Annotated in this window: 17 protein-coding genes and 1 pseudogene; 13 read left to right on the forward strand and 5 right to left on the reverse strand. The window is 72.2% G+C overall.

The genetic code is table 11. The features are described from left to right. Positions 1-5 precede the first annotated feature (5 nt). A complete protein-coding gene (locus tag AB0A74_RS28830) occupies positions 6-926 on the forward strand; it encodes a cation diffusion facilitator family transporter (protein WP_358254254.1) in 921 nt (306 codons plus the stop codon). On the opposite strand, the gene AB0A74_RS28835 is transcribed toward AB0A74_RS28830, so the two are convergent. Together AB0A74_RS28835 and AB0A74_RS28840 are read right to left on the reverse strand one after the other, a co-directional pair. Then, complete coding sequence (locus tag AB0A74_RS28835; RefSeq protein WP_358254256.1) at positions 884-3,046, reverse strand: hypothetical protein; 2,163 nt, start codon at positions 3,044-3,046, stop codon at positions 884-886. The genes AB0A74_RS28830 and AB0A74_RS28835 overlap by 43 nt on opposite strands. A gap of 11 nt (positions 3,047-3,057) precedes the next feature. Then, the gene (locus AB0A74_RS28840; protein WP_358254258.1) at positions 3,058-4,581 is read right to left on the reverse strand and encodes an amino acid permease; all 1,524 of its coding nucleotides are present in this window, start codon (positions 4,579-4,581) and stop codon (positions 3,058-3,060) included. Between the two features lie 80 nt (positions 4,582-4,661). Here AB0A74_RS28840 and AB0A74_RS28845 point away from each other — a divergent pair, with 80 nt between their 5' ends. Continuing rightward, positions 4,662-6,023: a glutamate mutase L gene (locus AB0A74_RS28845; protein ID WP_358254259.1), complete on the forward strand. Its 1,362-nt coding sequence runs from the start codon at positions 4,662-4,664 to the stop codon at positions 6,021-6,023. Here the strand turns inward: AB0A74_RS28845 and AB0A74_RS28850 are convergent, their stop codons facing one another. Both AB0A74_RS28850 and AB0A74_RS28855 read right to left on the reverse strand, forming a co-directional pair. After that, entirely contained in the window at positions 6,024-6,707 is a 684-nt protein-coding gene (locus tag AB0A74_RS28850) for a Crp/Fnr family transcriptional regulator (RefSeq protein ID WP_358254261.1), read from the reverse strand. It abuts the gene before it with no gap. Positions 6,708-6,875: 168 nt separating this feature from the next. Then, entirely contained in the window at positions 6,876-9,269 is a 2,394-nt protein-coding gene (locus AB0A74_RS28855; protein ID WP_358254263.1) for a hypothetical protein, read from the reverse strand. A gap of 130 nt (positions 9,270-9,399) precedes the next feature. Here AB0A74_RS28855 and ahcY point away from each other — a divergent pair, with 130 nt between their 5' ends. From ahcY to AB0A74_RS28875, 4 genes and pseudogenes are all read left to right on the forward strand, one after another. Continuing rightward, the gene (gene ahcY, locus AB0A74_RS28860) at positions 9,400-10,863 is read left to right on the forward strand and encodes an adenosylhomocysteinase (RefSeq protein ID WP_358254265.1); all 1,464 of its coding nucleotides are present in this window, start codon (positions 9,400-9,402) and stop codon (positions 10,861-10,863) included. 158 nt (positions 10,864-11,021) lie between these two features. Then, positions 11,022-11,339, forward strand: coding sequence for a hypothetical protein (locus AB0A74_RS28865; protein ID WP_358254267.1), 318 nt, complete (start codon positions 11,022-11,024; stop codon positions 11,337-11,339). Then, positions 11,327-12,001, forward strand: coding sequence for a DUF4041 domain-containing protein (locus AB0A74_RS28870; RefSeq protein WP_358254269.1), 675 nt, complete (start codon positions 11,327-11,329; stop codon positions 11,999-12,001). The genes AB0A74_RS28865 and AB0A74_RS28870 overlap by 13 nt, the downstream gene beginning before the upstream one ends. After that, positions 12,001-12,090, forward strand: a pseudogene (locus AB0A74_RS28875) (DUF2510 domain-containing protein); the annotation flags it as partial. The gene AB0A74_RS28870 and the pseudogene AB0A74_RS28875, both read left to right, overlap by 1 nt. 123 nt (positions 12,091-12,213) lie before the next feature. Here AB0A74_RS28875 and AB0A74_RS28880 read toward each other — a convergent pair. Further along, positions 12,214-13,152 carry a hypothetical protein gene (locus tag AB0A74_RS28880; RefSeq protein WP_358254271.1) on the reverse strand — a complete coding sequence of 313 codons (939 nt, stop codon included), beginning with the start codon at positions 13,150-13,152 and terminating at the stop codon, positions 12,214-12,216. A 143-nt stretch (positions 13,153-13,295) separates the two neighbouring features. Between AB0A74_RS28880 and AB0A74_RS28885 the strand changes: the two genes are divergently transcribed. From AB0A74_RS28885 to secA, 7 genes are all read left to right on the forward strand, one after another. After that, a complete protein-coding gene (locus tag AB0A74_RS28885) occupies positions 13,296-13,946 on the forward strand; it encodes a dTMP kinase (protein ID WP_358254273.1) in 651 nt (216 codons plus the stop codon). Positions 13,947-14,132: 186 nt separating this feature from the next. Next, positions 14,133-14,810, forward strand: a complete 678-nt coding sequence (gene mtrA, locus AB0A74_RS28890) for an MtrAB system response regulator MtrA (protein WP_121009184.1) — start codon at positions 14,133-14,135, stop codon at positions 14,808-14,810. A gap of 10 nt (positions 14,811-14,820) precedes the next feature. Continuing rightward, on the forward strand, positions 14,821-16,548 hold the full coding sequence (gene mtrB / locus AB0A74_RS28895) for an MtrAB system histidine kinase MtrB (protein ID WP_358254276.1): 1,728 nt from the start codon (positions 14,821-14,823) through the stop codon (positions 16,546-16,548). Further along, the gene (locus AB0A74_RS28900) at positions 16,545-18,344 is read left to right on the forward strand and encodes an LpqB family beta-propeller domain-containing protein (protein WP_358254278.1); all 1,800 of its coding nucleotides are present in this window, start codon (positions 16,545-16,547) and stop codon (positions 18,342-18,344) included. Before mtrB ends, AB0A74_RS28900 begins: the two co-directional genes overlap by 4 nt. Positions 18,345-18,493: 149 nt before the next feature. Then, positions 18,494-19,156, forward strand: coding sequence for a phosphoribosyltransferase (locus AB0A74_RS28905; protein ID WP_358254280.1), 663 nt, complete (start codon positions 18,494-18,496; stop codon positions 19,154-19,156). A gap of 431 nt (positions 19,157-19,587) precedes the next feature. Next, the gene (raiA, locus tag AB0A74_RS28910; RefSeq protein WP_343935857.1) at positions 19,588-20,280 is read left to right on the forward strand and encodes a ribosome-associated translation inhibitor RaiA; all 693 of its coding nucleotides are present in this window, start codon (positions 19,588-19,590) and stop codon (positions 20,278-20,280) included. A 532-nt stretch (positions 20,281-20,812) separates the two neighbouring features. After that, entirely contained in the window at positions 20,813-23,686 is a 2,874-nt protein-coding gene (gene secA, locus AB0A74_RS28915) for a preprotein translocase subunit SecA (protein WP_358254282.1), read from the forward strand. Positions 23,687-23,999 lie beyond the last annotated feature (313 nt).

A 23,999-nucleotide genomic window follows, 5' to 3' on the forward strand; every position in this document is an offset into this window, starting at 1 on the left:
CAACCGTGTCAGCAGGAGGCGGTACCAGGGCGATCATCGCCGCGTTGGTGGCCAACGCCGGGATCGCGTTGGCGAAGTTCGTCGGCTTCCTGATCACGGGGTCGTCGTCGATGCTCGCCGAGGCGGTGCACTCGGTCGCCGACACGTCGAACCAGGGCCTGTTGTTGCTGGGGCAGAAGACGTCCCAGCGCAAGGCGACGCTGAACCACCCGTTCGGCTTCGGCCGGGACCGGTACTTCTACTCGTTCGTCGTGGCCCTGCTGCTGTTCAGCCTGGGCTCGGTGTTCGCGCTCTACGAGGGCATCCACAAGCTGGAGGCCCACGAGCCGCTGTCCTCGCCGTGGGTCGCGGTCGGCATCCTGGTGGTGGCGATCGGCCTGGAGACCTACAGCTTCAAGACCGCGATCCACGAGTCGAAGCTGATCAAGGGCGACGCGACGTGGTGGCAGTTCATCCGCCAGTCGAAGGTGCCCGAGCTGCCCGTGGTGCTCCTGGAGGACCTGGGCGCGCTGGTCGGCCTGGTGCTGGCCCTGTTCGGCGTGGGCCTGTCGATGCTGACCGGCAACCCCGTGTGGGACGCCATCGGCACCATCTGCATCGGCGTGCTGCTCGGCGTGATCGCGATCATCCTGATCGTGGAGATGAAGTCCCTGCTCATCGGCGAGGGCGCGGCCCCGGCGGAGCTGGACGTGATCGTGGACGAGCTGGCGGCGGGCAAGGTCCAGCGGGTCATCCACATCAAGACCCAGTACATCGGGCCGGACGAGATGCTGGTGGCGGCGAAGATCGCGCTCAACCCGGGCCTGACGGTGACGGAGGTGGCGGAAGCCATCGACGCGGCCGAGCAGCGCGTGCGCAACAAGGTCCCGGCGGCCCGGCTGATCTACCTGGAGCCGGACCTGGACCGCTCGCTGACCACGTCGTAGCGCTCGACGACCCGCTTGGCCGCGTACTGGTCGCCGCGGCGGGCCCGGTCTTCCAGTTCGGCGTACTGGCCGCGTTCCGCGAGGAGCGCGGCCAGAACCACCTGCGCCGGGCGTGAACCGCCGTCGGCCAGCTCCCGCAGCTTGGCCGCGTTGCCCACCTTGGCCAAGTGCGTCGGCACCCAGCCCGCCGCCGTGCCGGTGGCCCTGGCCAGGTGGAGGGCTTCCGCCCACCGGCCTTCGGCGGCCAGCAGCTCCAGCAGCAGCAGGTCGCGCAGGGGGTTGCGGTCGTCGTTCGCCATCAGTCCGCGGACCGCTTCGATCGCCCGGTCCCGGCGGCCGTGGCCGGCGAACGCGTCGACGAGCGCGTGGACGGCGTCGAACCGCTCCGCGGGAATCACCGCCAAGGCCACCGCCAACTCCTCCTCGCCGTGGTCGAGCAGCAGCTCGAACAACCGCATCGAGCCGACCAGTCGGGTCTGCGGAATCATCGAGATCTGCTTTTCCAGCAGGCTCCGGAGCGCGATGACTCCTTGCTCGACTCTGCCGTTCACCAGGTCGTCCTCCGCGAGGTGGCGGGCCGCGTGAGGCGATCCGGCAGCCGCGAGCCAGCGGAGCCGTTCGGTGTTGCCGGCCGCCGCGAACCGCTCGGCGAGCCAGCGGTCGATCCAGGAGCCCGTGCTTTCCCGTACCACGTGCAGTGCCTCGTCCCAGCGGCCGTGGTCGGCAAGGACGGTGGCCAGGACCTCGCGCTTGCGGTTGCGCCTCAGCCAGGCGACCACTTCCTCGACCAGCCCAGCCCGAACGGCCGCACCGACCCACTCGGTGCTGTGGACGTGCGGGTTGGCGGCGAGCAACGCGGCGACGTCGTCCGCTTGGCGGTGGTCGACCAGGACGTCGAGCATCTTGGCCGCCGACTCGGCCGAGCTGTGGGCGGCGGCGGTCCGGTGGAGCGCGCTGCCGTGGCGGTGCCTCAGCCGGTGGAAGGCGTTGCGGGCCAGGCGGAACTGGTCTTCCGGGTCGGTCGTGTGGGCGACCAGGGCGTCCCAGAACGACGTCGGCGTGAGGGCCCACCGGCGTGACGTGCGGGCGTGTTGGTCCAGGTAGTCGTGGATGTCGTACCCATCCGGCGGGCCCACGCCGGCGGAGATCCGCTTCGGCAGCAGAGCGGCGATGCCGGTGCGGTCCTGGGCCGCGACGTGCATGCCCCGCTCGAACCAGTCCTCCGGGGCGTCCACCCGGTCCTCGTCGGACAGGTACCCAGGGGCGGCATCAACCAGGAAACCGCTGGTCAGCAACGCCCGATGGCCCAGCCTGCGAGCATCCAAGGCCGCAGTGACGATGGCGGTCGCGTAGCGGTCGTCCGGGGTGTCGGGATGCTCGTAGCACTCCACCAGCATGGGGCCGCCGGACATCGTCTGGATGACCTTCCGGCCCTCGCCCGACGCGGCAACGGCCCGCCGCAGCCTGGGATCATCCGACCCGCGCGCGGCAGCCACCAGCTCAGCGCTGAACGAAGACGCGACCCGCACACGAGACACCTTGTGCTGCAAAAGGCTCCGCACGTGCGAAGGCTCGGCGACGAACCGCGCCCAGTACTCCGGCCACAACGTCCCCAGCACCACCACCGGCCCCGGACCCTCCAGCAGCCCCCGCAACGCGGCCGCCGCCTCCTCCGTCAGGTGGTTCTGGGTCTCGTTCAGCCACAGCACGGTCCGCGCCGGCACACCGCGCTCCAGCAAGACCAGCAAGTCCTCGGCCGTGCGCGGGTACACCACCGGCCAGTCGGCGAAGTGCCGCAGCACCGCCTCGTACAACGCCCGGGTCTTCCCCGTGGACGACTCACCGGTCAGCACCACCATCGCCGACCGCCGAGCACCCGACAGCGCATCGACCTCATCGTCATGCGCACGCCGCACATAAGGCGGCAAATCAGGCAAACGGCCCGCGCCCACCGTGATCGCCGGGTGGACATCCAGGTCGAACGGATGCCACTCCGCGATCACCCGTGCGGTGGGTGCGGGCCGTCCAAGAGCACCGAAGTGGACCCCTCCGGTGATCGAGCCGGCCTGGACGACGGTGGTCGCCTCGCCGGACAGCTCGTTGCGCACCGGACCGGTCACGGTGAGCGACGCTACGGCACCTCGTCCGGCTTGACCACGGGCACGTTCGTGGCCCCGTGCCCCTTGCCCAGCAACGAGTGCCGCCGGCTGTACGCGAAGTACACGACCACGCCCAGCGCCATCCACGCCAGGAACCGCACCCACGTCAACGCGGTCAGGTTCAGCATCAGCCACGCGCACGCGATGATCGACAGGACCGGCACCAGCGGCACCAGCGGCACGCGGAAGCCGCGCGGCAGGTCCGGCCGGGTCTTGCGCAGCACCAGCACGCCCGCCGACACCAGCACGAACGCGAACAGCGTGCCGACGTTGACCATCTCCTCAAGCTTGCCCGCCGGGAAGAAGCCCGCCGCGATCGCGACCAGCACGCCGATTAGCACCGTGATCCGGTACGGCGTGCCGTGCTTGCCGGTGCGCGCCAGGCCGCGCGGCATCAGGCCGTCGCGGGACATCGCGAACAGCACCCGCGACTGGCCCAGCATGAGCACCATCACGACCGTCGTCAGCCCGGCCAGCGCGCCGACCGAGATGACCGTCGCCGCCCAGTCCACGCCGTTCTCGGCGAACGCCGTGGCCAGCGTCGCGCGGGACCCGTCCGGCTGGGTCTTGAGCCGGTCGTAGGGCAGCATGCCGGTGATCACCAGCGACACCGCCACGTACAGCACGGTCACGATCGCCAGCGACCCCAGGATGCCCCGCGGCACGGCCTTCTGCGGGTTGCGCGTCTCCTCGGCGGTGGTGGCGACCACGTCGAAGCCGATGAACGCGAAGAACACCAGCGACGCCGCCGCGAGCAGCCCCAGCACGCCGTAGGTGCTGCCCTCGAAGCCGGTGAGCAGCGAGAACAGCGACTGCTCCAGCCCGGTCGCGGTGGAACCGCCGGTCTGCGCGGGCGGGATGTACGGGCTGTAGTTCGCGGCCTTGATGTACCCGATGCCCAGCACGATGACCAGCAGCACCACGGCGACCTTCACCGCCGTGATCACCGCGCTGACCCGCGAGGACAGCTTCGTGCCCACGACCAGCAGCACGGTCAGCGTCGCCACCAGCAGCAGCGAGCCCCAATCGACCTCGAACCCGGCCACGACCGCGGTCGTCTTCAGGTCCAGGCCGAGTTGCCCGAGCACCGCCTGGAGGTACAGCGACCACCCCTTGGCCACGGCCGCCGCGCCGACCGCGAACTCCAGCACGAGGTCCCAACCGATGATCCACGCCATGAACTCGCCGAACGTGGCGTACGAGAACGTGTACGCGCTGCCCGCCACCGGCACGGTGGACGCGAACTCCGCGTAGCACAGCGCGGCGAGCGCGCAGGCCACGGCGGCGAGCACGAACGCCAGCGACACCGACGGCCCGGCGAGGTTGCCCGCCGTGGACGCCGTCAGCGTGAAGATGCCCGCGCCGATGACGACGGCGACGCCGAAGACCGTGAGGTCCCACGCGGTGAGGTCCTTGCGGAGCCGGGTGTCCGGCTCGTCGGTGTCGGCGATCGACTGTTCGATCGACTTGGTGCGCCAAAGCCCGTTCCCCGGCACGGTGCTTCTCCTCCTCGTCGAGGGTTGTCCTGACGTCGGGCCAGCCTAGAGCCCGGCCGCCAACCGGTAGCTTTCCCCACATGACCGTGCTCTGCCTGGACGTGGGCTCGACCTGGACCAAGGGCGCCCTGGTGTCGGCCGACGGCGACCTGCTCGGGACCGCGCAGCGGCCGACGTCGCCGCCCGAGGTGCTGGACGGGATCGCCGCCGTGTCGGCCGAGCTGGTCGGTGCGGCCGAACCGGGCGGCGCGGCCGGCGCGTCGGGGCCGGCCGGCGCGTCGGGGCCGGTCGGCCCGGCGGGGTCGGTCAGCGCGGCCGGGTCGACAGGTGCGGTCGAGGTGTTGGCGTGCTCGTCGGCCGGTGGCGGGTTGCGGCTGGCGGTGGTGGGGCAGGAGCGGCTGGTCAGCGCCGAGGCCGGGTACCGGGTGGCGCTGTCCGCGGGCGCCCGGGTCGTGCACGTCTCGGCGGGCCTGCTCGACGGTCCCGGCCTGCGGGCGTTGCGCGCGGCGAAGCCCGACCTGGTGCTGCTCGTCGGCGGCACGGACGGCGGCGACACGTCGGTGCTGCTGCACAACGCGGACCGCATCGGCCGCAACCGGCTGGCGTGCCCGATCGTGCTGGCCGGCAACGTCGAGGCCCGCGACGCCGCCCTGGCCGCCCTGGCCGGGCGCACGGTGGTGGCCGCCGACAACGTCCTGCCCGACGTGGGCGAACTGGCCCCCGGCCCGGCCCGGTCGGCGATCCGCGAGGTGTTCCTGCGGCACGTCATCGGCGGCAAGGGCCTGTCCCGCGGACCGCGCTTCCGCCGCATGGTGCGCGCCGTGACGCCGGACGCCGTCCTCAAGGGAGTGTCGCGTTTGGCCACCCAGGACAGCGAGGGCGCCGTCCTGGTGGTGGATGTGGGCGGCGCCACAACGGATGTCTACTCGGCCGTCTCCACTGTGGACACCAAGGAGCGCACCGTCGCGCTCCCGCCGGACCGCCGCACCGTCGAGGGCGACCTGGGCATGCGCTGGTCCGCGCCCGGCGTGGTGGCCGAGGCGGTCGCCGAGAAGCTGATCGACAAGACCGAGGCCGCCACGCTCGCCGCCGAGGCCGACCGGCGCGCGGCGGACGTCCGCTACCTGGCCGAGGACCCCACCGTGGACCTCCGCCTGGCCGCGCTGGCGGCGGTCCTGGCCGTCCGCCGGCACCTGCGCCTGGTGGACGGGCAACTCGGTCCGCAGGGCGCCGGTCGCCTGGTGTTGTCCGGCGGCGTGTTCCGCCACGCGCCGGACCTGTCCGAAGTGGACCGCACGCTGCGCGGGGACCCGGTGCTGCGCCCGATCCTGAAGTCGGCCGCGATCGCGGTGGACCGCGCCTACGTCCTGGCCCCGGCGGGCCTGCTCGCCGACACCGGCCGGGTGGCCGCCGCCGACCGGCTGCTCACCCACCTCGGCTAGTCACATCCCGCCGAACCGGCGCAACGCGTCGAGGTCGGGCACCAGGACGTCGCGCCGGACGTGGCTCACCACCACGCCCGCGCGGCGCAGGTCGCTGAACGCCTTCTCCGCCGTCCGGGGCTTCATGCCCGCGATGGACGCGAGTTCGACCTTCGTCAGCGGGACGCCGAGCACCCAGCCGCCGGCCTGCTCCGTGCCGTGGGCCTGGACCAGCTCGGCCAGCACGCGCGCCACCCGTTCCGCCGCGGGTCGGGCGAGGAAGTCGCGGCGGCGGTCGTTGACCCAGCGCAGGCGCTCGTTGAGCATCGTGATCAGCTCCACGAACATGTCGGTGCGCCGGTGCATGAACGCCATCAGCTCGTTCGACGTGATCAGCCGGGCGACGACGTCACCGCAGGTCACGATGGTCGCCGACCGCCGTCTGCCGTCCATGGCGGCCATCTCGCCGACCAGGTCGCCGCGGCCCCGGACGCCCAGCAGCCCCGTCTCCCCGGACTCGTCGGTGACCTGGACCTTCACCACGCCGTCGAGCAGGAGCAGGGCGTGGTTGTCCGGCGCGCCCTGCTCGATGACCCGGCGGTCGGCCGGGTAGCGCACGAGCGCGCCGATGGTCAGCAGCTCCTGCCGGGTGGCCGGCCGGAGCCGGTCCAGGAGGGTGCGGACGGGCCAGTCCGGGTCAGCCATCGCCACCCCCGCTGAGAGGTTCCACATGGGACAAGAGGGCGGACGGCCCGGCCCGGTACTGCTCCATCCGGGCGGCGCTGCGCGACCCGCCGCCACGCTGCGTGCCACCGCGCCGCGCCGCCCCGCCACGCCCGGAGCCGCGCCGGCCGCAGCCGGGCCGCGCCGGGTTCACGCGCCCGGGACCACGTCGGGCGCCGCGGGTCCCGGCGCGTTGCGGGCCACCGGCAGGACCAACCCCGGCGACGGCGGCGGCGCGGACAGGTCCTCCAGCCCCGCCGCGACGGCCACCGCCCGGTCCCACTCCGGGTCCGACGGGTAGTCCGCGTGCCGGTTCACCCCCGCCGCCCACCGCCGCCCCGGGAACGGTCCGCGCTGCGGGTCCGGCAGCCAGTGGTCCCCGCCGAGCACCAGCGCCCCGGTCGGGCCGCGCTTCGCGGGCGGCAGCGCGCCGGTCGTGCCGTCCGGCAGGAAGCCCACGCCCAGCAGCATGCCGTCGAACACCTGCCGGCCCCACGTCGTCACCGCCCCGCCCAACGGGTCGGTGCCCCGGCACAGCGCCCGCCACCGCCCGCGCAGGCTCCCGGACAACGCGGCCAGCGAGCTGTGCGGCACGACCGCCGGGAACGCCCGCTGGTACGCCCACTGCAACTGCGACCCCGAGGTCACCAGGCCCAGCCGGGCCACCTGGTCCTCCGGCAACTCCTCGACCAGCCGGGCCGCCGCGACGGCCGCCAGCAGCGAACCCTGCGAGTGCCCGACCAGCACCACGCGCGTGCCGGGGTCGGCCAGGTGCTCCCGCACCCGCGCCACCAGTTCCGGCACGACCTTCAACGCGTAGCAGGGCGGCACGACCGGGTGCGCCTCGCGCGGCCAGAACGCCGCCAGGTCGGCCAGCACCCCGAGCTGCCGGGCGGTGTCCGGCCGACGCGCCGCCAACCACACCGCCCGCAGCAACGACAGCACCAGCACGGCCAGCACCACGACCCCCGCCGCCGCGAACGGCCGCGCCCACCCCGGCGGGTCCACCTCGCGCAGCCGCAGCACCGCCGCCGGCACGGCGCCCGCCACCAGCACCCCGGCCGCGACCAGCACCACGTGGTGGCTGTGCCGTTGCTGCCACCGCGCCCACCACCAGGCCCGCGCGGCCCGCACGACGTCCCGCGCCCGTCCGGAGTGCAGCAGCGCCGCCTCGCGCGCCCACTCCTCGCCCCGGCGCAGCGAACTCCATCGCACCATCCCCGTCGTCAACGCCATGACCAGCACCGCGGCCAACGCCGCCACCCCGGCCAGACCCCACAGCAGCGCGATGTAGTCGTACCCGCGCGGCAGCACGCCGTGCCCGAGCAGCCGCCGCAACGCCAGCGCCACCCCGGCCCCGAACCCGCCCCCCAGCAGCGCCGCCACCGCGACCACGGGCGCGGCCATCCAGCCGCCCGCCCACGGCCGCTGGTCGCGCGGCAGGTCCCGCCACGTCCGCCGGGCCAGCAGCGCCGCCGGCACCAGCAACAGCCCCAGCGCGAGGCACACCAGCGCGACCAGCGCCGCCACCACCTGCACGGCCAGGTCCGCGCCCGGCATCCGGTCCGGCAGCCGCGTCACCAGCCCCGTCGCCACCGCGAACACCGCCCACGCGGACGTCAGCAGCACGCGCCGGGGCCGACGCCCCAGCACCGCCCGCAGCCACCGGCCACCCCGGTGCGGCGCGCCGCCGGTCGGGTCGTCCAGCAGCATCCCGGCCAGCGCCGCGAACCCCACCAGCGCCACGCCCAGCCCCCAGCACACCCACAGCGCGACGCCGTGCCAACCGGGCGCGACCAGCGGCCCGAGCGGCCCGCCCAACCCGACCACCACGGCCGCGCCCAACGCCGCCACCAGGTGCAGCACGCGCAGCGCCGGCACGTCCGGGTCCGTCGCGACGTGCGCCCCGGGCAGGCTCGACCCCACCGGACCGGACGCCGGCACGGCCTTCCGCTCGATCCGCCAGTCCACACTGGACACCCGGTGCAGCACGAGCACCACCAGCGCGATCGGCGCCATCCCGACCACCGACCGCAGCCACGGCACCTCGGACACCGGCCCCCACAGGCACGTCGAGCCCGGCGCGAGGCACTGCGCGGCCACCAGGTCCAGGCTGATCACCGCCACCTGCGCCACCAGCAGCACGGTCAGCAGCAGCGCCGCCAGCCGCAGCAGCGCCCGCAGCGCGACCCCGAGCAGGTGCGCGGGCACCGACCCGGTGGGCACCGGCGGCAGCATCCAGTGCGCCACGTTCGCCAGCGAGAACGGGAACAGCAGCGCCCAGGTCGCCTTCGCCCAGCCGCCGGAGGTCATCGCGCCCCACACGTAGCCCTCGACCACGCGCGGCACCGGCCGCCCGCCCGCCTGGAGCACCGGCCCGGGCGCGGGTCTGCGCAGCCGGTCGGCCGGGCGCACGATCCGCCCCAGCCCGTCACCCGCGACGTCCACCGCGGCCACCGCGTCCACCAGGGACTGCGGGGTGGTGCCCTGGACGCCGTGCACGCGCAGTTCGACCACCCGTGTGTCGGGGCCGGGAATGAGCACGAAACCTCCCGCGAGCCGTGTCGCCAGCCCCGCCATAGTGGTCCATCGCACGCCCCGTCGCAGCCGACCCGAAGTCCCGGCGTGGCGGGCGGTAGGGTCGGCAGCCGACCCCGAGATGGAGGAACCCGTCATGACCGCCGAGAGGCTCCAGACCCGAAACGGCATCGATTTCGCCGTGGCCGACCTCTCCCAGGCTGAGTTCGGCCGCAAGGAGATCCGCCTGGCCGAGCACGAGATGCCCGGCTTGATGGCGCTGCGGCGCGAGTACTCGGAGGTGTACCCGCTGAAGGGGGCGCGGATCTCCGGCTCGCTGCACATGACCGTGCAGACCGCCGTGCTCATCGAGACGCTGGTGTCCCTCGGCGCCGAGGTCCGCTGGGCCTCGTGCAACATCTTCTCCACCCAGGACCACGCCGCCGCGGCGGTCGTGGTGGGCCCGCACGGCACCGTCGAGGAGCCCAAGGGCGTGCCGGTGTTCGCCTGGAAGGGCGAGACGCTGGAGGAGTACTGGTGGACCGCCGAGCAGATGCTGACCTGGCCCGACGGCGGCGGCCCGAACATGATCCTCGACGACGGCGGTGACGCCACCCTGCTGGTCCACAAGGGCGTCCAGTACGAGAAGGCGGGCGTCGTGCCGGCCGCCTCGGAGGACGACCCGGAGGAGTGGCAGATCGTCCTGGAGACGCTGCGCAAGTCCCTGGCGGCGGACTCCGGCAAGTGGACCAAGATCGCCGAGGGCATCCGCGGCGTGACCGAGGAGACCACCACGGGCGTCATGCGCCTGTACCAGCTGGCGGCGGCCGGCGAGCTGCTGTTCCCGGCGATCAACGTCAACGACGCGGTCACCAAGTCGAAGTTCGACAACCGCTACGGCATCCGCCACTCGCTGATCGACGGCATCAACCGCGGCACCGACGTGCTGATGGGCGGCAAGGTGGCCGTGATCTGCGGTTACGGCGACGTCGGCAAGGGCGCGGCGGAGTCGCTGCGCGGCCAGGGCGCCCGGATCATCGTGACCGAGATCGACCCGATCTGCGCCCTGCAGGCGGCGATGGACGGCTACGACGTGCAGGTGCTGGAAGACGTCCTGGACAAGGCCGACATCGTGATCACCACGACCGGCAACAAGGACGTCGTGCGCATCGAGCACATGGAGCGCATGAAGCACCAGGCGATCGTCGGCAACATCGGCCACTTCGACAACGAGATCGACATGGCCGGCCTCCAGCGCTACCCGGGCATCCAGCGGATCAACATCAAGCCGCAGGTCGACGAGTGGGTGTTCCCGGACGGCCACAGCATCCTGGTGCTTTCGGAGGGCCGCCTGCTCAACCTGGGCAACGCGACCGGCCACCCGAGCTTCGTGATGTCGAACTCGTTCTCCAACCAGGTGATCGCGCAGGTCGAGCTGTTCACCAAGTTCCAGGAGTACGACAAGGAGGTCTACCGCCTCCCGAAGAAGCTGGACGAGAAGGTCGCGCGCATCCACCTGGAGGCGCTGGGTGGCAAGCTCACCAAGCTGACGAAGGACCAGGCGGAGTACATCGACGTCGACGTCGAGGGCCCCTACAAGCCCGAGCACTACCGCTACTGAGTCCGATCGTCGCGACCAAGCGTCGCGCGGCTCGCGTCAACGGCCCGGGGCTTCGGTTCCGGGCCGTTTCGCGTGTGCGGACCTTGATCGGTAACGCCGGAATGTCGCCCTGCGATGCCCGAATGCCATCGCGGACAGTGACATCGAGGGGGCCGAGCGTGGCGTTGTTCGGGAACCGGGAGAACCCGGAGGCGGCGGCGCTGTACGACCAGTTGATGGGGGCGCAGGCCACGATCAACGAGTTGCGCGGCTGGGTGCACCAGCTCCGGGGCGCGGGCGCTCAAGCCGCCGAAGCCGAGCTGCGTGACCTCCGAGCGGCCGTTGACCAGCAGAAAGCCACGTTCGACGCGTTGGGGGCCTCGCGGCAGCAACTGTCCGCCGAGTTGCGAGGCCTGCGATCGCAGCTGGTCGAGACCCGCGAACTCGCCCTTCTCCAAAGGAGGGCCAGAAGCTCGGCCGCGACATGGCCAAGCTGATGCTCCGCGCCTACAACGCCGAGGCCGACAACGCGGTCCGCTCGGTCAAGCCGCACACCCGCGAGTCGGTCAAGGAGAAGCTCTCCAAGACCCGCGAGACCGTCGGCAAGCTGGGCGCGCTCATGGGGATCTCGATCTCCCTCGACTACCACCGCCTCCGCCTGGTCGAGATCGACCTCACCGCCGACCACCTGGTCAAGGCCGAGTACGAGCGCGAGGAGGCGAAGGCCCACCGCGTGATCTCCAACATCGGCGCGTTCGGTCCGGACATGGTCAAGATCGGCATGACCCGCCGCCTCGACCCGATGGACCGCGTCCGCGAGCTCGGCGACGCCTCGGTCCCCTTCCGGTTCGACACGCACGCGCTGTTCTTCTCGACCGACGCGGTGGCGCTGGAAACCGCCCTCCACCAGCGGTTGGCGCACAAGCGGGTCAACCTGGTCAACGCCCGCCGCGAGTTCTTCTACCCCACGCCCGCCGAGGTCCGGGAGCTCCTGCTCGACCTGGGCGACGACCACGTCCTGGAGTTCACCGAGGCCGCCGAGGCGGTGGAGTGGCGGGCGTCCGACCCGGTGCGGCGCGGGACCCCGGCGCCGGTCGCCGTCGGCGCGCGCACCGACGCGGGTGGCGACGGCGACCTGTCCGACGACGGGGGCGAGTGATGACCCGGCCCGCCGCCTGGCTGCCCGACCCCCTCGACGACGCCCTGGTCCGCTACTGGGACGGCCACCGCTGGACCTTCCACACCGCCGTCCGCGAGGTCGCGCGGCCCGTGGTCGCACCGGTTCTCGGTGCGGGTCGCCCGGGTCGAGGACGCCCAGGCAGTGGCCCGAGCAGCGCAGATGGCCTCAGCCGCGCCCCGCCTGGACGTCTTCTAACCGCTCCACTCCACCCCGATGCCGGCGGTTCCCGGACCGATGTCCGTGAAGTACGCGCTCACCACCCCGCCGATGCCGCACACCAGGTCCTCCACGTCCACCGGCACGGTGTTCGGCTCGGTCCGGAACTGCTTGGTGCACCGGGCCGGCAGCGCCCTGCGGTTGAACGCCAGTTGCAGCAGGTAGCCGCGGCACGGGGTGGCGAAGGTGCGGACGTGGCCCGGGGTCGGGCCGCCGGTGTCGTCCACGACCGTGAACGAGAAGACGTGCTCCTCGCCCTCGTCCAGGCGGCGGTCGAAGAGCAGTTCGAAGACCAGGGTCCGGGGTTGCCGGCGCAGCCTGCCCTGCCGGCACCCCTCGGCGGGTCTGACCAGGGCGTTCTCCACGGCCGAACCCTCGTCGCCGCGGTGCACGGCCACGAACCGGTCCGGGCCCGCGCGCAGCGCCCGCACGACCAGCCGCGTGGTGACGGTGCGGCGTTCGCGGTGCGGGCCCACGAGCACGGTGTCGTGCGCGGACAGCACCTCCAGGTCCGTGTTGTCCGGCGCGGCCTCGAAGTCGGTCGGCGCGACCCACGCCGGCTCGGCGTACCCGCGTGGCGGGCGGGGTTGCGGGCGGGTGCCGACCAGGGCGACCAGGGAGTCCGGCGGCAGCCGCAGCACGGTCTCCAGGGCGCGCACGGTCTCCAACGCCCGCGGCACTTCCGGGTGACGCAGTCCACGCTGCCAGTAACTCAGCGTCGATTGCCCGACCTGCACGCCGTGCTGCCCCAGGTGTGCCCGCAGCCGGGCCAGCGACAACCCGCGGTGGGCGATCGCGTCGTGCAGCGCCCGGTGGAACGGCCCGTAACGCAGCGTCTCGACCAGGGCACGGGGCAACCCGGGTGGGTGGTCGACCGATCCGGCCGACGTGGCGTGCCCGGAATCCGCGGTCACCGCGGCACCACCCTCTTCCGCACAGGCCCCAGGTTGGGAACACCGTAGTCACTCGTTTCGGTGAGAGAAAGATCGCCCAGTCACCCGTGTGGGCGATCTGATGCCCCCGATCGATGACGAAGGCCGCCCCTTAGGGTGGCGGCGTGGGAAAACTCGTCGTGATCGAGGGCCTGGACGGGGCCGGCAAGCGCACGCTCGCCAAGGGGCTCACCGACGGCCTCGCCGCCCGGGGCGCGAAGGTCGTCACGGGCGCGTTCCCGAGGTACGACGAGGACGTGCACGCCGAACTCGTCCGGGACGCCCTGCACGGCCGGCTCGGCGACCTCACCGACTCCGTGCACGGCATGTCCGTCCTCTACGCCCTGGACCGCCGGGACGCCGCTACCAAGATCCGCGCCGACCTCGCCCAGTACGACGTCGTCCTCCTCGACCGCTACATCGCGTCGAACGCGGCTTACGGGGCGGCACGGCTGCGCGAGCACGCGGACGGCGAGTTCGTCGCCTGGGTGAAGGCGCTGGAGGTGGACCGCTTCGGGACCCCGATGCCGGACCTCCAGCTCCTGCTGCGCGTCCCGGTCGCCGTCGCCGCGGACCGCGCGGCCCATCGCGAGGCCACCGAGCAGCGCGAACGCGACCTGTACGAGTCCGACGACGACCTCCAGTCCCGGTGCGCCGCCGTGTACGACGAGCTGGCCGCCGCGCACTGGCTGTCACCGTGGGAGGTCATCGACGGCGCGGCCGGCGCCGCGACCACCGCCGTCGAACCGCTACTCGACCGGTATTTCACCCATTAGTATTACGAAGTAACAAAACGTGACCGCCGTGCCGATGAGTCGCTGACGAGACCCCTTCGGCGAGGGCGAGGTGGGCACGTGGAACGGCGACCGAGACCGACCACGGAGTGGACCCGTGCGACGACCAGCGGCGATGAGCCGTGGGCGGTGCGTGGTGCTCCGGCCATTAGTGGGACGATGTTGGGTATGAAGGCACGCGTGCTCGTGGTGGACGACGACCCCGCTCTGGCGGAGATGCTGACCATCGTGCTGCGGGGCGAGGGTTTCGATACCGCGGTGGTGGCCGATGGCGCCCGCGCGCTGCCCGCCCTGCGCGAGTTGAAACCGGACCTGGTCCTGCTCGACCTCATGCTGCCCGGCATGAACGGCATCGACGTGTGCAAGGCGATCCGCTCCGAGTCGGGCGTCCCGATCGTCATGCTCACCGCCAAGAGCGACACCGTGGACGTCGTGCTGGGCCTGGAGTCCGGCGCGGACGACTACGTGGTCAAGCCGTTCAAGCCCAAGGAGCTGGTCGCGCGCATCCGCGCCCGCCTGCGCCGCACCGAGGCCGAGCCCGCCGAGGTGCTCCAGATCGGCGACCTCACCATCGACGTGCCCGGGCACGAGGTGCTGCGCGAGGGCCGGCCGATCCAGCTCACCCCGCTGGAGTTCGACCTGCTGGTCGCGCTGGCCCGCAAGCCGCGCCAGGTGTTCACCCGCGAGGTGCTGCTGGAGCAGGTCTGGGGCTACCGGCACGCGGCCGACACCCGCCTGGTGAACGTCCACGTGCAGCGGCTGCGGTCCAAGGTCGAGCGCGACCCGGAGCACCCCGAGGTGGTCCTGACCGTCCGCGGCGTCGGCTACAAGGCCGGTCCTCCGTGACGGGTGCGAGATGACCCTGCTCGACTCGGCCCGGCGCGAGCTGCGGCGAGGGATCGACACCGCCCGCCGCCACGGCGTCGCCTTCGGCGAGCTGTGGCGGCGGTCGTTGCAGTTGCGCGTGGTGGTGAGCACCCTCGCGCTGTCCTCGGCCGTCGTGTTCGTGCTGGGCATGGTGCTCCAGGTGCAGATCACCGGTCAGCTGCTGGAGACCAAGACCGAGGCGGCGATCCGCCAGGCCGACGCCAGCGCCGCCGCGGTGCAGCCGGACCTGTCCGGCCTCAACCCGGGCCCGGACAGCGTGCGCGCCCGGTTCACCGCCGCCCTGAACAAGATCAACGCGGCGGGCGCGGGCCTGGACTCGTCGTCCTCCGGCGCGGGCGCGTTCGAACCGGTGCTCTACGACCCCGTCGAGGTCGGCCCGGACGGGCTGCCCACGGCCGTCGGCCCCTGGGAGGACGTGCCGAAGGCGCTGGTCAAGATGCTCGACCAGGGCAGCGCCGGCTACCAGATCACCACCGTCGAACGGCCCACCGGACCCACCACGCTGCTCATCGTGGGCAAGCCGGTGAACACGGCGTCCCGCTCGATGCACCTGTACCTGCTGTTCCCGCTGACCGGTGAGCAGGCCACCGCGGACGTCGTCCAGTCCACGCTCGTGGTCGGCGGCGTCGTGCTGCTGTTGCTGCTCGCGGTGATCGCGAACCTGGTCACGCGGCAGGTCGTGCGGCCGGTGCGGCAGGCCGCCGAGATCGCGGAGCGGTTCGCCGACGGCAGCCTGGACGAGCGGATGCCGGTGGTCGGCGAGGACGACGTGGCGCGGCTGGCCGAGTCGTACAACGAGATGGCGGCCAGCATCCAACGGCAGATCCACCAGCTGGAGGAGTTCGGCCAGCTCCAGCGGCGGTTCACCTCGGACGTCTCGCACGAGCTGCGCACCCCGCTGACCACGGTCCGGATGGCGGCCGACGTGCTGCACGCGTCGCGCGAGCAGTTCCCCAGCGGCCTGGCCCGGTCCACCGAGTTGCTGGTGGACGAGCTGGACCGGTTCGAGTCGCTGCTCGGCGACCTCCTGGAGATCTCCCGCCTGGACGCGGGCGTCGAGGAGCTGGCCGCCGAACTGGTGGACATCCGCGTGCTGGCGCGGCGCGCGCACGACTCGGTGCGGGCCATCGCGAACAGCAGCGGCACCACGATCGTCATGGACCTGCCCGACCACGAGGTGACCGCCGAGCTGGACTCGCGGCGCGTCGAGCGCATCCTGCGCAACCTGCTCGCCAACGCCATCGACCACGGCGAGGGCCTGCCGGTGGAGCTGACCCTGCGCGGCGACGGCGACGCGGTGGCGGTGACCGTGCGCGACCACGGCGTCGGCCTGCGGCCCGGCGAGGCGGAGCTGGTGTTCAACCGGTTCTGGCGGGCCGACCCGTCGCGCAACCGGCGCACCGGCGGCACCGGCCTGGGCCTGTCGATCTCGCTGGAGGACGCCCGCCTGCACGGCGGCTGGTTGGAGGCGTGGGGCGAGCGCGGGTACGGCGCGGTGTTCCGGCTGACCCTGCCGTGCCGCCACGGCCACGAGCTGACGGCCAGCCCGCTGCCCCTGGAACCGCCCGACCTGCCGCCGGTGCCGGCCGAGCCCGAACCGGACGAGGAGCCCACCGGCGAGGTCGAGCTGACCGAGGAGGAGATCACGTGGCAGCCCGCCGAGCCGGTGACGGGCGAGCGCGAGGAGGTCCGGTGACCCGCTCCGGCCCGACCCCGCCCCGATCCCGCCCGGCCGGTCGCGTGCCGGGCCGGCGGTTGTTCGCGCTGGTCGCGGCGCTGCTCGCGCTGTCGGGCTGCGCCGCGATCCCGACCCAGACCTCGCCGGTGCCGATCAACCCGTCGGCCGGGAACGCCACCGAGGCCGCCGCCCCGAAGCCCGCCAAGGGCATCGACCCGCTGACCCTGGTCCGCGAGTTCGTCAACGCCTCCGCCAACCCCGACGGCGACTACGCCGCCGCCCGCGCCTACCTCACCGAGGACGCCAAGAAGGCCTGGGACATCAAGGTCGCGCCGACCATCATCGAGTCGACCTTCAACACCGTCCCCACCGGCGCGGACCTGCCGTCGGACCCCAAGCGCCGCACGGTCCTGCTCCAGGGCAAGAACATCGGCTCGCTGGAGGTGGACAACTCGTTCGTGCAGCGCGTCGGCGACCTGACCGCCACGATCGGCCTGGAGACCGACAAGGACGGCGAGTGGCGCATCTCCGACCCGCCGGACGGCATCTACGTGCCCCAGGCGGGCTTCAACTCCAACTACCGCCGGGTGACCCTCTACTTCTACAACCCGGACTTCACCGTCCTGGTGCCCGACCCGCGGTACGTGGTGGTCACGCCGTCCACCTCGATCCCGCGCCGGGTGACGGAACTGCTGCTCAAGGGCCCCGCGGTCGGCATGCGCGGCGCGCTGGTGACGGCCATCCCGAACGGCGCGTCGCAGCGCACGAACACGCAGGAAGCCGACGACGGGGCGTTGCAGGTGGACCTGACCCGGGTCGGCGACCTGACCGTGCAGGTGCGCAAGCAGATCGTGGCGCAGGTGGTGAAGTCGCTGGTCGGCGTGTCGAGCAGCCGCATCCGCGTGCTGGTCGAGGGTGCCCGGATCTCGGCCGACCAGGCGGAGTGGCGGCTCGCGGACATCCAGCCGCAGACCGGGGAGGCCCTGGTCACGCCGGACGCCGACCTGTCCGGCCTGGTGGTCAGCGGCGGCCAGGTGCGCAAGCTGGTGGGCGGCGAGCCGGTCAAGGGGCCGTCCGGGACGGGTGAGTACCAGGTGGTCAGCGCGGCGCAGTCGTTGGACGGCACGCAGTTGGCCGTGGTGAGCCGGGTGGACGAGAAGAACGTCCGCCTGCGCGTCGGGAACCTCGAAGAGCCGCTGGGGCTGGTGGACCTGCCCGCGACCTCGTTGACGCGGCCCACGTGGCTGCTGGGCGGCCGGGAGGACGACCCCAGCACCGAGGTGTGGACGGTCGCGGACGGGTCGAACGTGGTCCGGGTGCTCAAGACCGACGCCGGGTGGCGGGCGAACGCGGTGAACGCCTCCGAGCTGTCCTCGACGTTCGGGCCGATCACCGAGCTGCGGCTGTCCCGGGACGGCACGCGGGTCGCGGCGGTCGCGGGCGGGCGGCTGGTGGTGGCGGCCGTGGTGCGCGGGCAGGACTCGTCGGTGTCGCTGCGGCTCGCGCGCAACCTGCAGCCGACCGTGCTCGGGACGGCCGTGCTGACCGTGGACTGGCTGGCGCAGGACGTGCTGGTGGCGGGGACGTCGCTGGCGTCGCTGCCGATCGCGAAGGTCAACGTCGACGGGCTGAAGGTGGAGCGGTACAACGCGTCGAACCTGACCGTGCCGGTCCGCTCGGTGACCGCCGCGCCGGGGCGCAACGTGGTGGCCGTGGACGAGAGCGGGCTGTGGAGCGCGGGCGACGTCGGCGACGTGTGGCGGGCGTCGGCGGTGAAGGTCGAATCGAGCGCGAAGGCTTTCTACCCGGGCTGACCGCCGCGCAACTTCACTGGCCCGGCTGCCGTGGGGTTTCGCAACTCCTTCGGCGAGCCGGCCGCCCGTGGGGTTTCGCAACTCCTCCGCCGAGCCGGCCGCCGTCGGGTTTCGCAACTCCTCCGCGGGCCGCACGCGCGGAATTGTCGGTGGGTGCCGGCACGCTCGATCACATGCTGATCAACCTGCTGTTTCCGCCCCGTTGCGCCGGCTGCCGAGCCGAGGGGGCGCTGTGCTGCGCCCGCTGCCTCGGCGCGTTCGGCCCACCCCGATCCGTCCGCGTATCCGGTAAAGGGCCGCCGGTGTTCACGCTCGCCGATTACGCGGGCGTCGGACGTGAACTCGTCCTCGCGTTCAAGGAACGCGGGCGGCGGGAGCTGGCGGCCGTGTTCGGCGCGCTGGTGGCGGCGGCGTTGCCCCGGCTCCCGGGCGTGCGTCCCGACGAGTTCGGGAAATGGTGGCTCGTGCCCGCTCCGTCACGGCGAACAGCGTCCCGGCGGCGCGGCGGCTCCCACCTGGTGGGAACAGCGCGGGCGTCCGGCGCTTCGGTGGCCCCGGTTTTGCACTTCTTACCGGGCGTCCGGGACTCGGTGGGCCTCGACGCGGCGGCCCGGCGCGCCAACCTGAGCGGTCGCGTGCGGCTGCGGCCGAGCGGCCTGCCACCGCCGGGAACAGCGGTGGTGCTGCTGGACGACGTGGTCACGACGGGTGCGACGGCCGAAGTGTGCGGTGCGGTGTTGAAGGCGGCCGGGTTCCGGGTAACCGCCGTCCTGACGCTGACCGCGGCCCGCTCAACCCACCCACACGGGTGATTCGAGGCGGGAACCCCTCGGCACGTTCGGCCGTTGGCCGGGTATGAGGCGCGCACGGAGGCCGTTCGGCGCAGTGACCGAGCCGGCGGCTGCCCGTGCGTTCCTGGGCCGAACGGGTGAGCTGCCGTCTCGGCGTCCTGTCGGCGCGCCCGCCTGGCGCACCGCCGGTGCCCGTTTTTCGTCGCTCTGCGTTACGAACGAAAAATCATGGAGTTCCCCCGCCTCGGGGGCTGTCGCATCGGCGAATACCGGGCTAACGTGCACCGCTATCAGCGTTCCCGGCACGCGGGGAGGAGGCGAACAGCCCATGACCCTGGCGCCGGTGGAGGTCTGAGGGACAACCCTCAGCGACAACGCGCGAAGGCGATCGCGCGACCGGTGCCGAAGCGATCCAATGCCATAGCTCGCAGCTAACGCGAGGGAGGTCGTGTATGGACATCGTCGTTAAGGGCCGCAACGTCGAGGTGCCCGATCACTACCGGGTCCACGTCGCCGAGAAGCTGGCCCGGCTTGAGCGATACGACCGCAAGGTCATCCGCTTTGACGTGGAACTCTTCCACGAGCCGAACCGCAGGCAGTCGAAGAACTGCCAGCGGGTGGAGATCACGGGCAAAGGACGTGGCCCGGTAATCCGATCCGAAGCGTGTGCGGGCGACTTCTACGCCGCCCTGGACTCCGCGGTCACCAAGCTCGAGAACCGCCTGCGCCGGTCGCACGACCGACGGCGGGTGCACCACGGGCGGCGCGGCCCGACTTCGGTCGCCGAGGCGACCAGCGGACTGGGGGCGCCACTTCCCCCCGTCCAGACCGACCACGACGGACAAGCACAGGGCATGTGGCTCGGGCACACCGCGTTGCTCGAAGCCGAGGAGTCCGAACCGACCTACGGGGGCATGGCGGAAGTGCCCGCGCAGCAGCGGTGGGACGACATCGAGGAGAAGCTGCCCGGCCAGATCGTGCGCGAGAAGGAACACGCGGCCAAGCCGATGACGGTGGACCAGGCCCTCTACGAGATGGAACTGGTCGGCCACGACTTCTACCTGTTCTCCGACGCCGACTGCGGGCGCCCCAGCGTCGTCTACCGACGGAAGGGATTCGACTACGGCGTGATCCGGCTGGCCTGAGGGAGCCGGCCCAACCCAACTCTCAACGACCCCCGGCGTTTCTCTGCACGCCGGGGTTCGTGCCGTCCAGACCCGGCCAAGCCCCGCCACCGGCTCGCCCGCCGCCTGCCACCCGCCGCGCCTACCGCCGCCCGCGCCTGCCGCCGGACCCCCGAACCGCCCGCGCCTGCCGCCGCCCGCGCCTGCCGCCGCCCGCGCTTGCCGCCGCACCCGTCACCCGGCCATCCCGCGCCGAGACCTCCGTCACGCCGGCCCGCTCCACCCACCCGCGCCGCAGCACCCCGACCCATCCGACACGCCCGACCGCGCGACCCGCCTCCAGCACCCCAGGCACGCCCGTCCGGCCGCCTCCCCCGCCGGGTGATCAGGCGATTACGGGCAGTTCCGCACCCCTTCCTACCTGTGTCTGTGCACACACCTCCACGGCTTGCCTACGATGGCGGGTGGTGTGGGCTCGTCATCCCCCGTGGCGAGCCGCTGGAAGGCGCCCATCCCCGGGCGCGACGCGATGAGGTAATGAGGTCGACCCGAGATGGTGCTGTCCCGACTGCTCCGCGCCGGCGAAGGCAAGATGCTCAAGCGCCTGCGCAACATCGCAGCGCACATCAACAACCTCGAAGACGACGTCGTCGACCTCACCGACGCCGAGCTGCGCGCCAAAACCGAGGAGTTCAAGAAGCGCTACGCCGAGGGCGAGTCGCTGGACGAACTGCTCCCCGAGGCGTTCGCCGTGGTCCGCGAGGGCGCCAAGCGGACGCTGGGCCAGCGGCACTTCGACGTGCAGCTGATGGGCGGCGCGGCGCTGCACCTCGGCCAGATCGCCGAGATGCGCACCGGTGAGGGCAAGACCCTGACCTCCGTGCTGCCGGCCTACCTCAACGCGATCGCCGGCGAGGGCGTCCACGTCGTCACCACCAACGACTACCTGGCCAAGCGCGACGCGGACTGGATGGGCCGCATCCACCGCTTCCTCGGCCTCACCGTCGGCGCGATCCTCTCCGAGATGACCCCGGAGCAGCGCCGGGCCGCCTACCACGCCGACATCACCTACGGCACGAACAACGAGTTCGGCTTCGACTACCTGCGCGACAACATGGCGTGGAGCCAGGACGAGATGGTCCAGCGCGGCCACTACTTCGCGATCGTGGACGAGGTCGACTCGATCCTCATCGACGAGGCCCGCACGCCGCTGATCATCTCCGGCCCGGCCGACCAGTCGTCCCGCTGGTACGTGGAGTTCGCGCGCCTGGCGACCAAGATGCGCAAGGACACCCACTACGAGGTGGACGAGCGCAAGCGCACGATCGGCGTCACCGAGGCCGGCGTGCAGTACGTCGAGGACCAGCTCGGCATCGAGAACCTCTACGACTCCACCAACACGCCGCTGGTCGGGTACTTCCAGAACGCGATCAAGGCCAAGGAGCTGTTCACCCGCGACAAGGACTACATCGTCCGCAACGGCGAGGTCCTGATCGTCGACGAGTTCACCGGCCGCGTGCTGGCGGGCCGCCGCTACAACGAGGGCATGCACCAGGCCATCGAGGCCAAGGAAGGCGTGGAGATCAAGGCCGAGAACCAGACGCTCGCCACGATCACCCTCCAGAACTACTTCCGCCTGTACCAGAAGCTGGGCGGCATGACCGGTACCGCCGAGACCGAGGCGGCCGAGTTCCACCAGACCTACAAGCTGGGCGTGGTGCCGATCCCCACGAACCGGCCGATGCAGCGCAAGGACCAGCCCGACCTGGTCTACAAGACCGAGGAGGCGAAGTTCGAGGCGGTCGCCGAGGACATCGCCGAGCGGCACGAGAAGGGCCAGCCGGTGCTGGTCGGCACCACCAGCGTCGAGCGGTCGGAGTACCTGTCGAAGCTGCTGGTCCGGATGGGCGTCCCGCACGAGGTGCTCAACGCGAAGCACCACGACCGCGAGGCGCTGATCATCGCGAAGGCCGGCCGCAAGGGCGCCGTGACCGTCGCGACGAACATGGCCGGTCGCGGTACCGACATCGTGCTGGGCGGCAACCCGGACATCCTCGCCGACCACGAGCTGCGCGAGCGCGGCCTGGACCCGGTGGAGAACCCGGAGGAGTACGAGGCCGCCTGGTCCAAGCTGATCGAGGAGATCACCTCCGAGGTCAAGGCCGAGGCGGAGGAGGTGCGCGCGGCCGGCGGCCTGTACGTGCTGGGCACCGAGCGGCACGAGTCGCGGCGCATCGACAACCAGCTGCGCGGTCGGTCCGGCCGCCAGGGCGACCCGGGCGAGTCGCGGTTCTACCTGTCGCTGAAGGACGAGCTGATGCGCCGCTTCAACGCGGCCATGGTCGAGACCGTGATGACCCGCCTGCGGGTGCCGGACGACGTGCCGATCGAGCACAAGATGGTGACCCGCGCGATCCGGTCCGCCCAGACCCAGGTCGAGCAGCAGAACTTCGAGATCCGCAAGAACGTCCTCAAGTACGACGAGGTCATGAACGAGCAGCGCAAGGTGATCTACGCCGAGCGCCACCGCGTCCTGGCCGGCGAGGACCTGCGCGAGCAGGTCGAGCACATGATCACCGGCGTGGTCGGCGACTACGTCGACGGCGCGACCGCCGAGGGCTACGCGGAGGACTGGGACTTCGACCGCCTGTGGACGGCGCTGAAGACCCTGTACCCGATCACGCTGGACTTCAAGGACCTCCTGGAGTCCGACGAGGACATCACCAAGGAGTCCTTGAAGGAGCTGCTCCAGAAGGACGCGCTGGAGGCCTACGACCGGCGCGAGGCCGACATCGACGGCCGCGTCGGCCCGGGCGCCATGCGCGAGCTGGAGCGGCGGGTCCTCCTGTCGGTGCTGGACCGCAAGTGGCGCGAGCACCTGTACGAGATGGACTACCTGAAGGAAGGCATCGGCCTGCGCGCGATGGCGCAGCGCGACCCGCTGATCGAGTACCAGCGGGAGGGCTTCGACATGTTCAACAGCATGCTCGACGCCCTGCGCGAGGAGACGGTCGGCTTCCTGTTCAACCTGCAGGTCGAGGCCGCCGAACCGGAGCCCGCGCCGGAACCCCCGGTCCAGGTCTCGATCGCCGCGGGCGCCGGCCCCCTGACCGGCAGCCGAGCCCGTGCGCGGGCGGCGGCCGCAGCGGCGGCCGAGCAGCAGCAGCAGGCCCCGGCCGAGGCCCCGGCGGGTCCGGCCCTGGCACAGCTGTCCAGCGGCACCGCCATCCCGCCCGCCCTGCGCGGCAAGGGCCTGGACCAGCGCGGCGCCCAGCAGGGCCTGACCTACTCGGGCCCGTCGGAAAGCGGCGACGAGGAAACGACCGGCGGCACCCAGCAACGAGGCGGCGCCCAGAACCAGGCGAGCCGCAAGGAACGCCGAGCAGCAGCCCGAGCCGCCGAAAAGGCCAACCGCAAGCGCAACTGACCAGCTCACCCCCGGTGCCCCCGCCCCTCGGGACGGGGGCACCGCCATGCCCGACCAACATCACCCAATCGAGCGACATACAGGATCCGCGACCAACTCCGATCTCAAACGTCCCGTAAACAAGGAGCGCGGCAAACGGCCCCCCGACCCCCAAGGGCACCCCACCCACGCACCCCCACCAACAACGCCCCACACAAGCCACCCACCACCAGCCCGCCACACCCGCCACCCCACAGCACCCCCCAACCCACCACGAGCCCGCCACCCCCGCCGCCACCGCCGCCACGCCGCGCCACGCCGCCGCCCTCGCCGC

Source organism: Saccharothrix sp. NPDC042600, assembly GCF_040647305.1.
GTDB lineage: Bacteria > Actinomycetota > Actinomycetes > Mycobacteriales > Pseudonocardiaceae > Actinosynnema > Actinosynnema mutabilis.

Bases quoted from the DNA above. Each gene is read 5' to 3' on its own strand.
- AB0A74_RS28845 (WP_358254259.1), top strand. From the start codon at position 4,662: ATGACCGTGCTCTGCCTGGACGTGGGCTCGACCTGGACCAAGGGCGCC.
- AB0A74_RS28850 (WP_358254261.1), bottom strand. From the start codon at position 6,707: ATGGCTGACCCGGACTGGCCCGTCCGCACCCTCCTGGACCGGCTCCGG.
- ahcY (WP_358254265.1), top strand. From the start codon at position 9,400: ATGACCGCCGAGAGGCTCCAGACCCGAAACGGCATCGATTTCGCCGTG.
- AB0A74_RS28870 (WP_358254269.1), top strand. From the start codon at position 11,327: ATGGCCAAGCTGATGCTCCGCGCCTACAACGCCGAGGCCGACAACGCG.
- mtrA (WP_121009184.1), top strand. From the start codon at position 14,133: ATGAAGGCACGCGTGCTCGTGGTGGACGACGACCCCGCTCTGGCGGAG.
- mtrB (WP_358254276.1), top strand. From the start codon at position 14,821: ATGACCCTGCTCGACTCGGCCCGGCGCGAGCTGCGGCGAGGGATCGAC.
- raiA (WP_343935857.1), top strand. From the start codon at position 19,588: ATGGACATCGTCGTTAAGGGCCGCAACGTCGAGGTGCCCGATCACTAC.
- secA (WP_358254282.1), top strand. From the start codon at position 20,813: ATGGTGCTGTCCCGACTGCTCCGCGCCGGCGAAGGCAAGATGCTCAAG.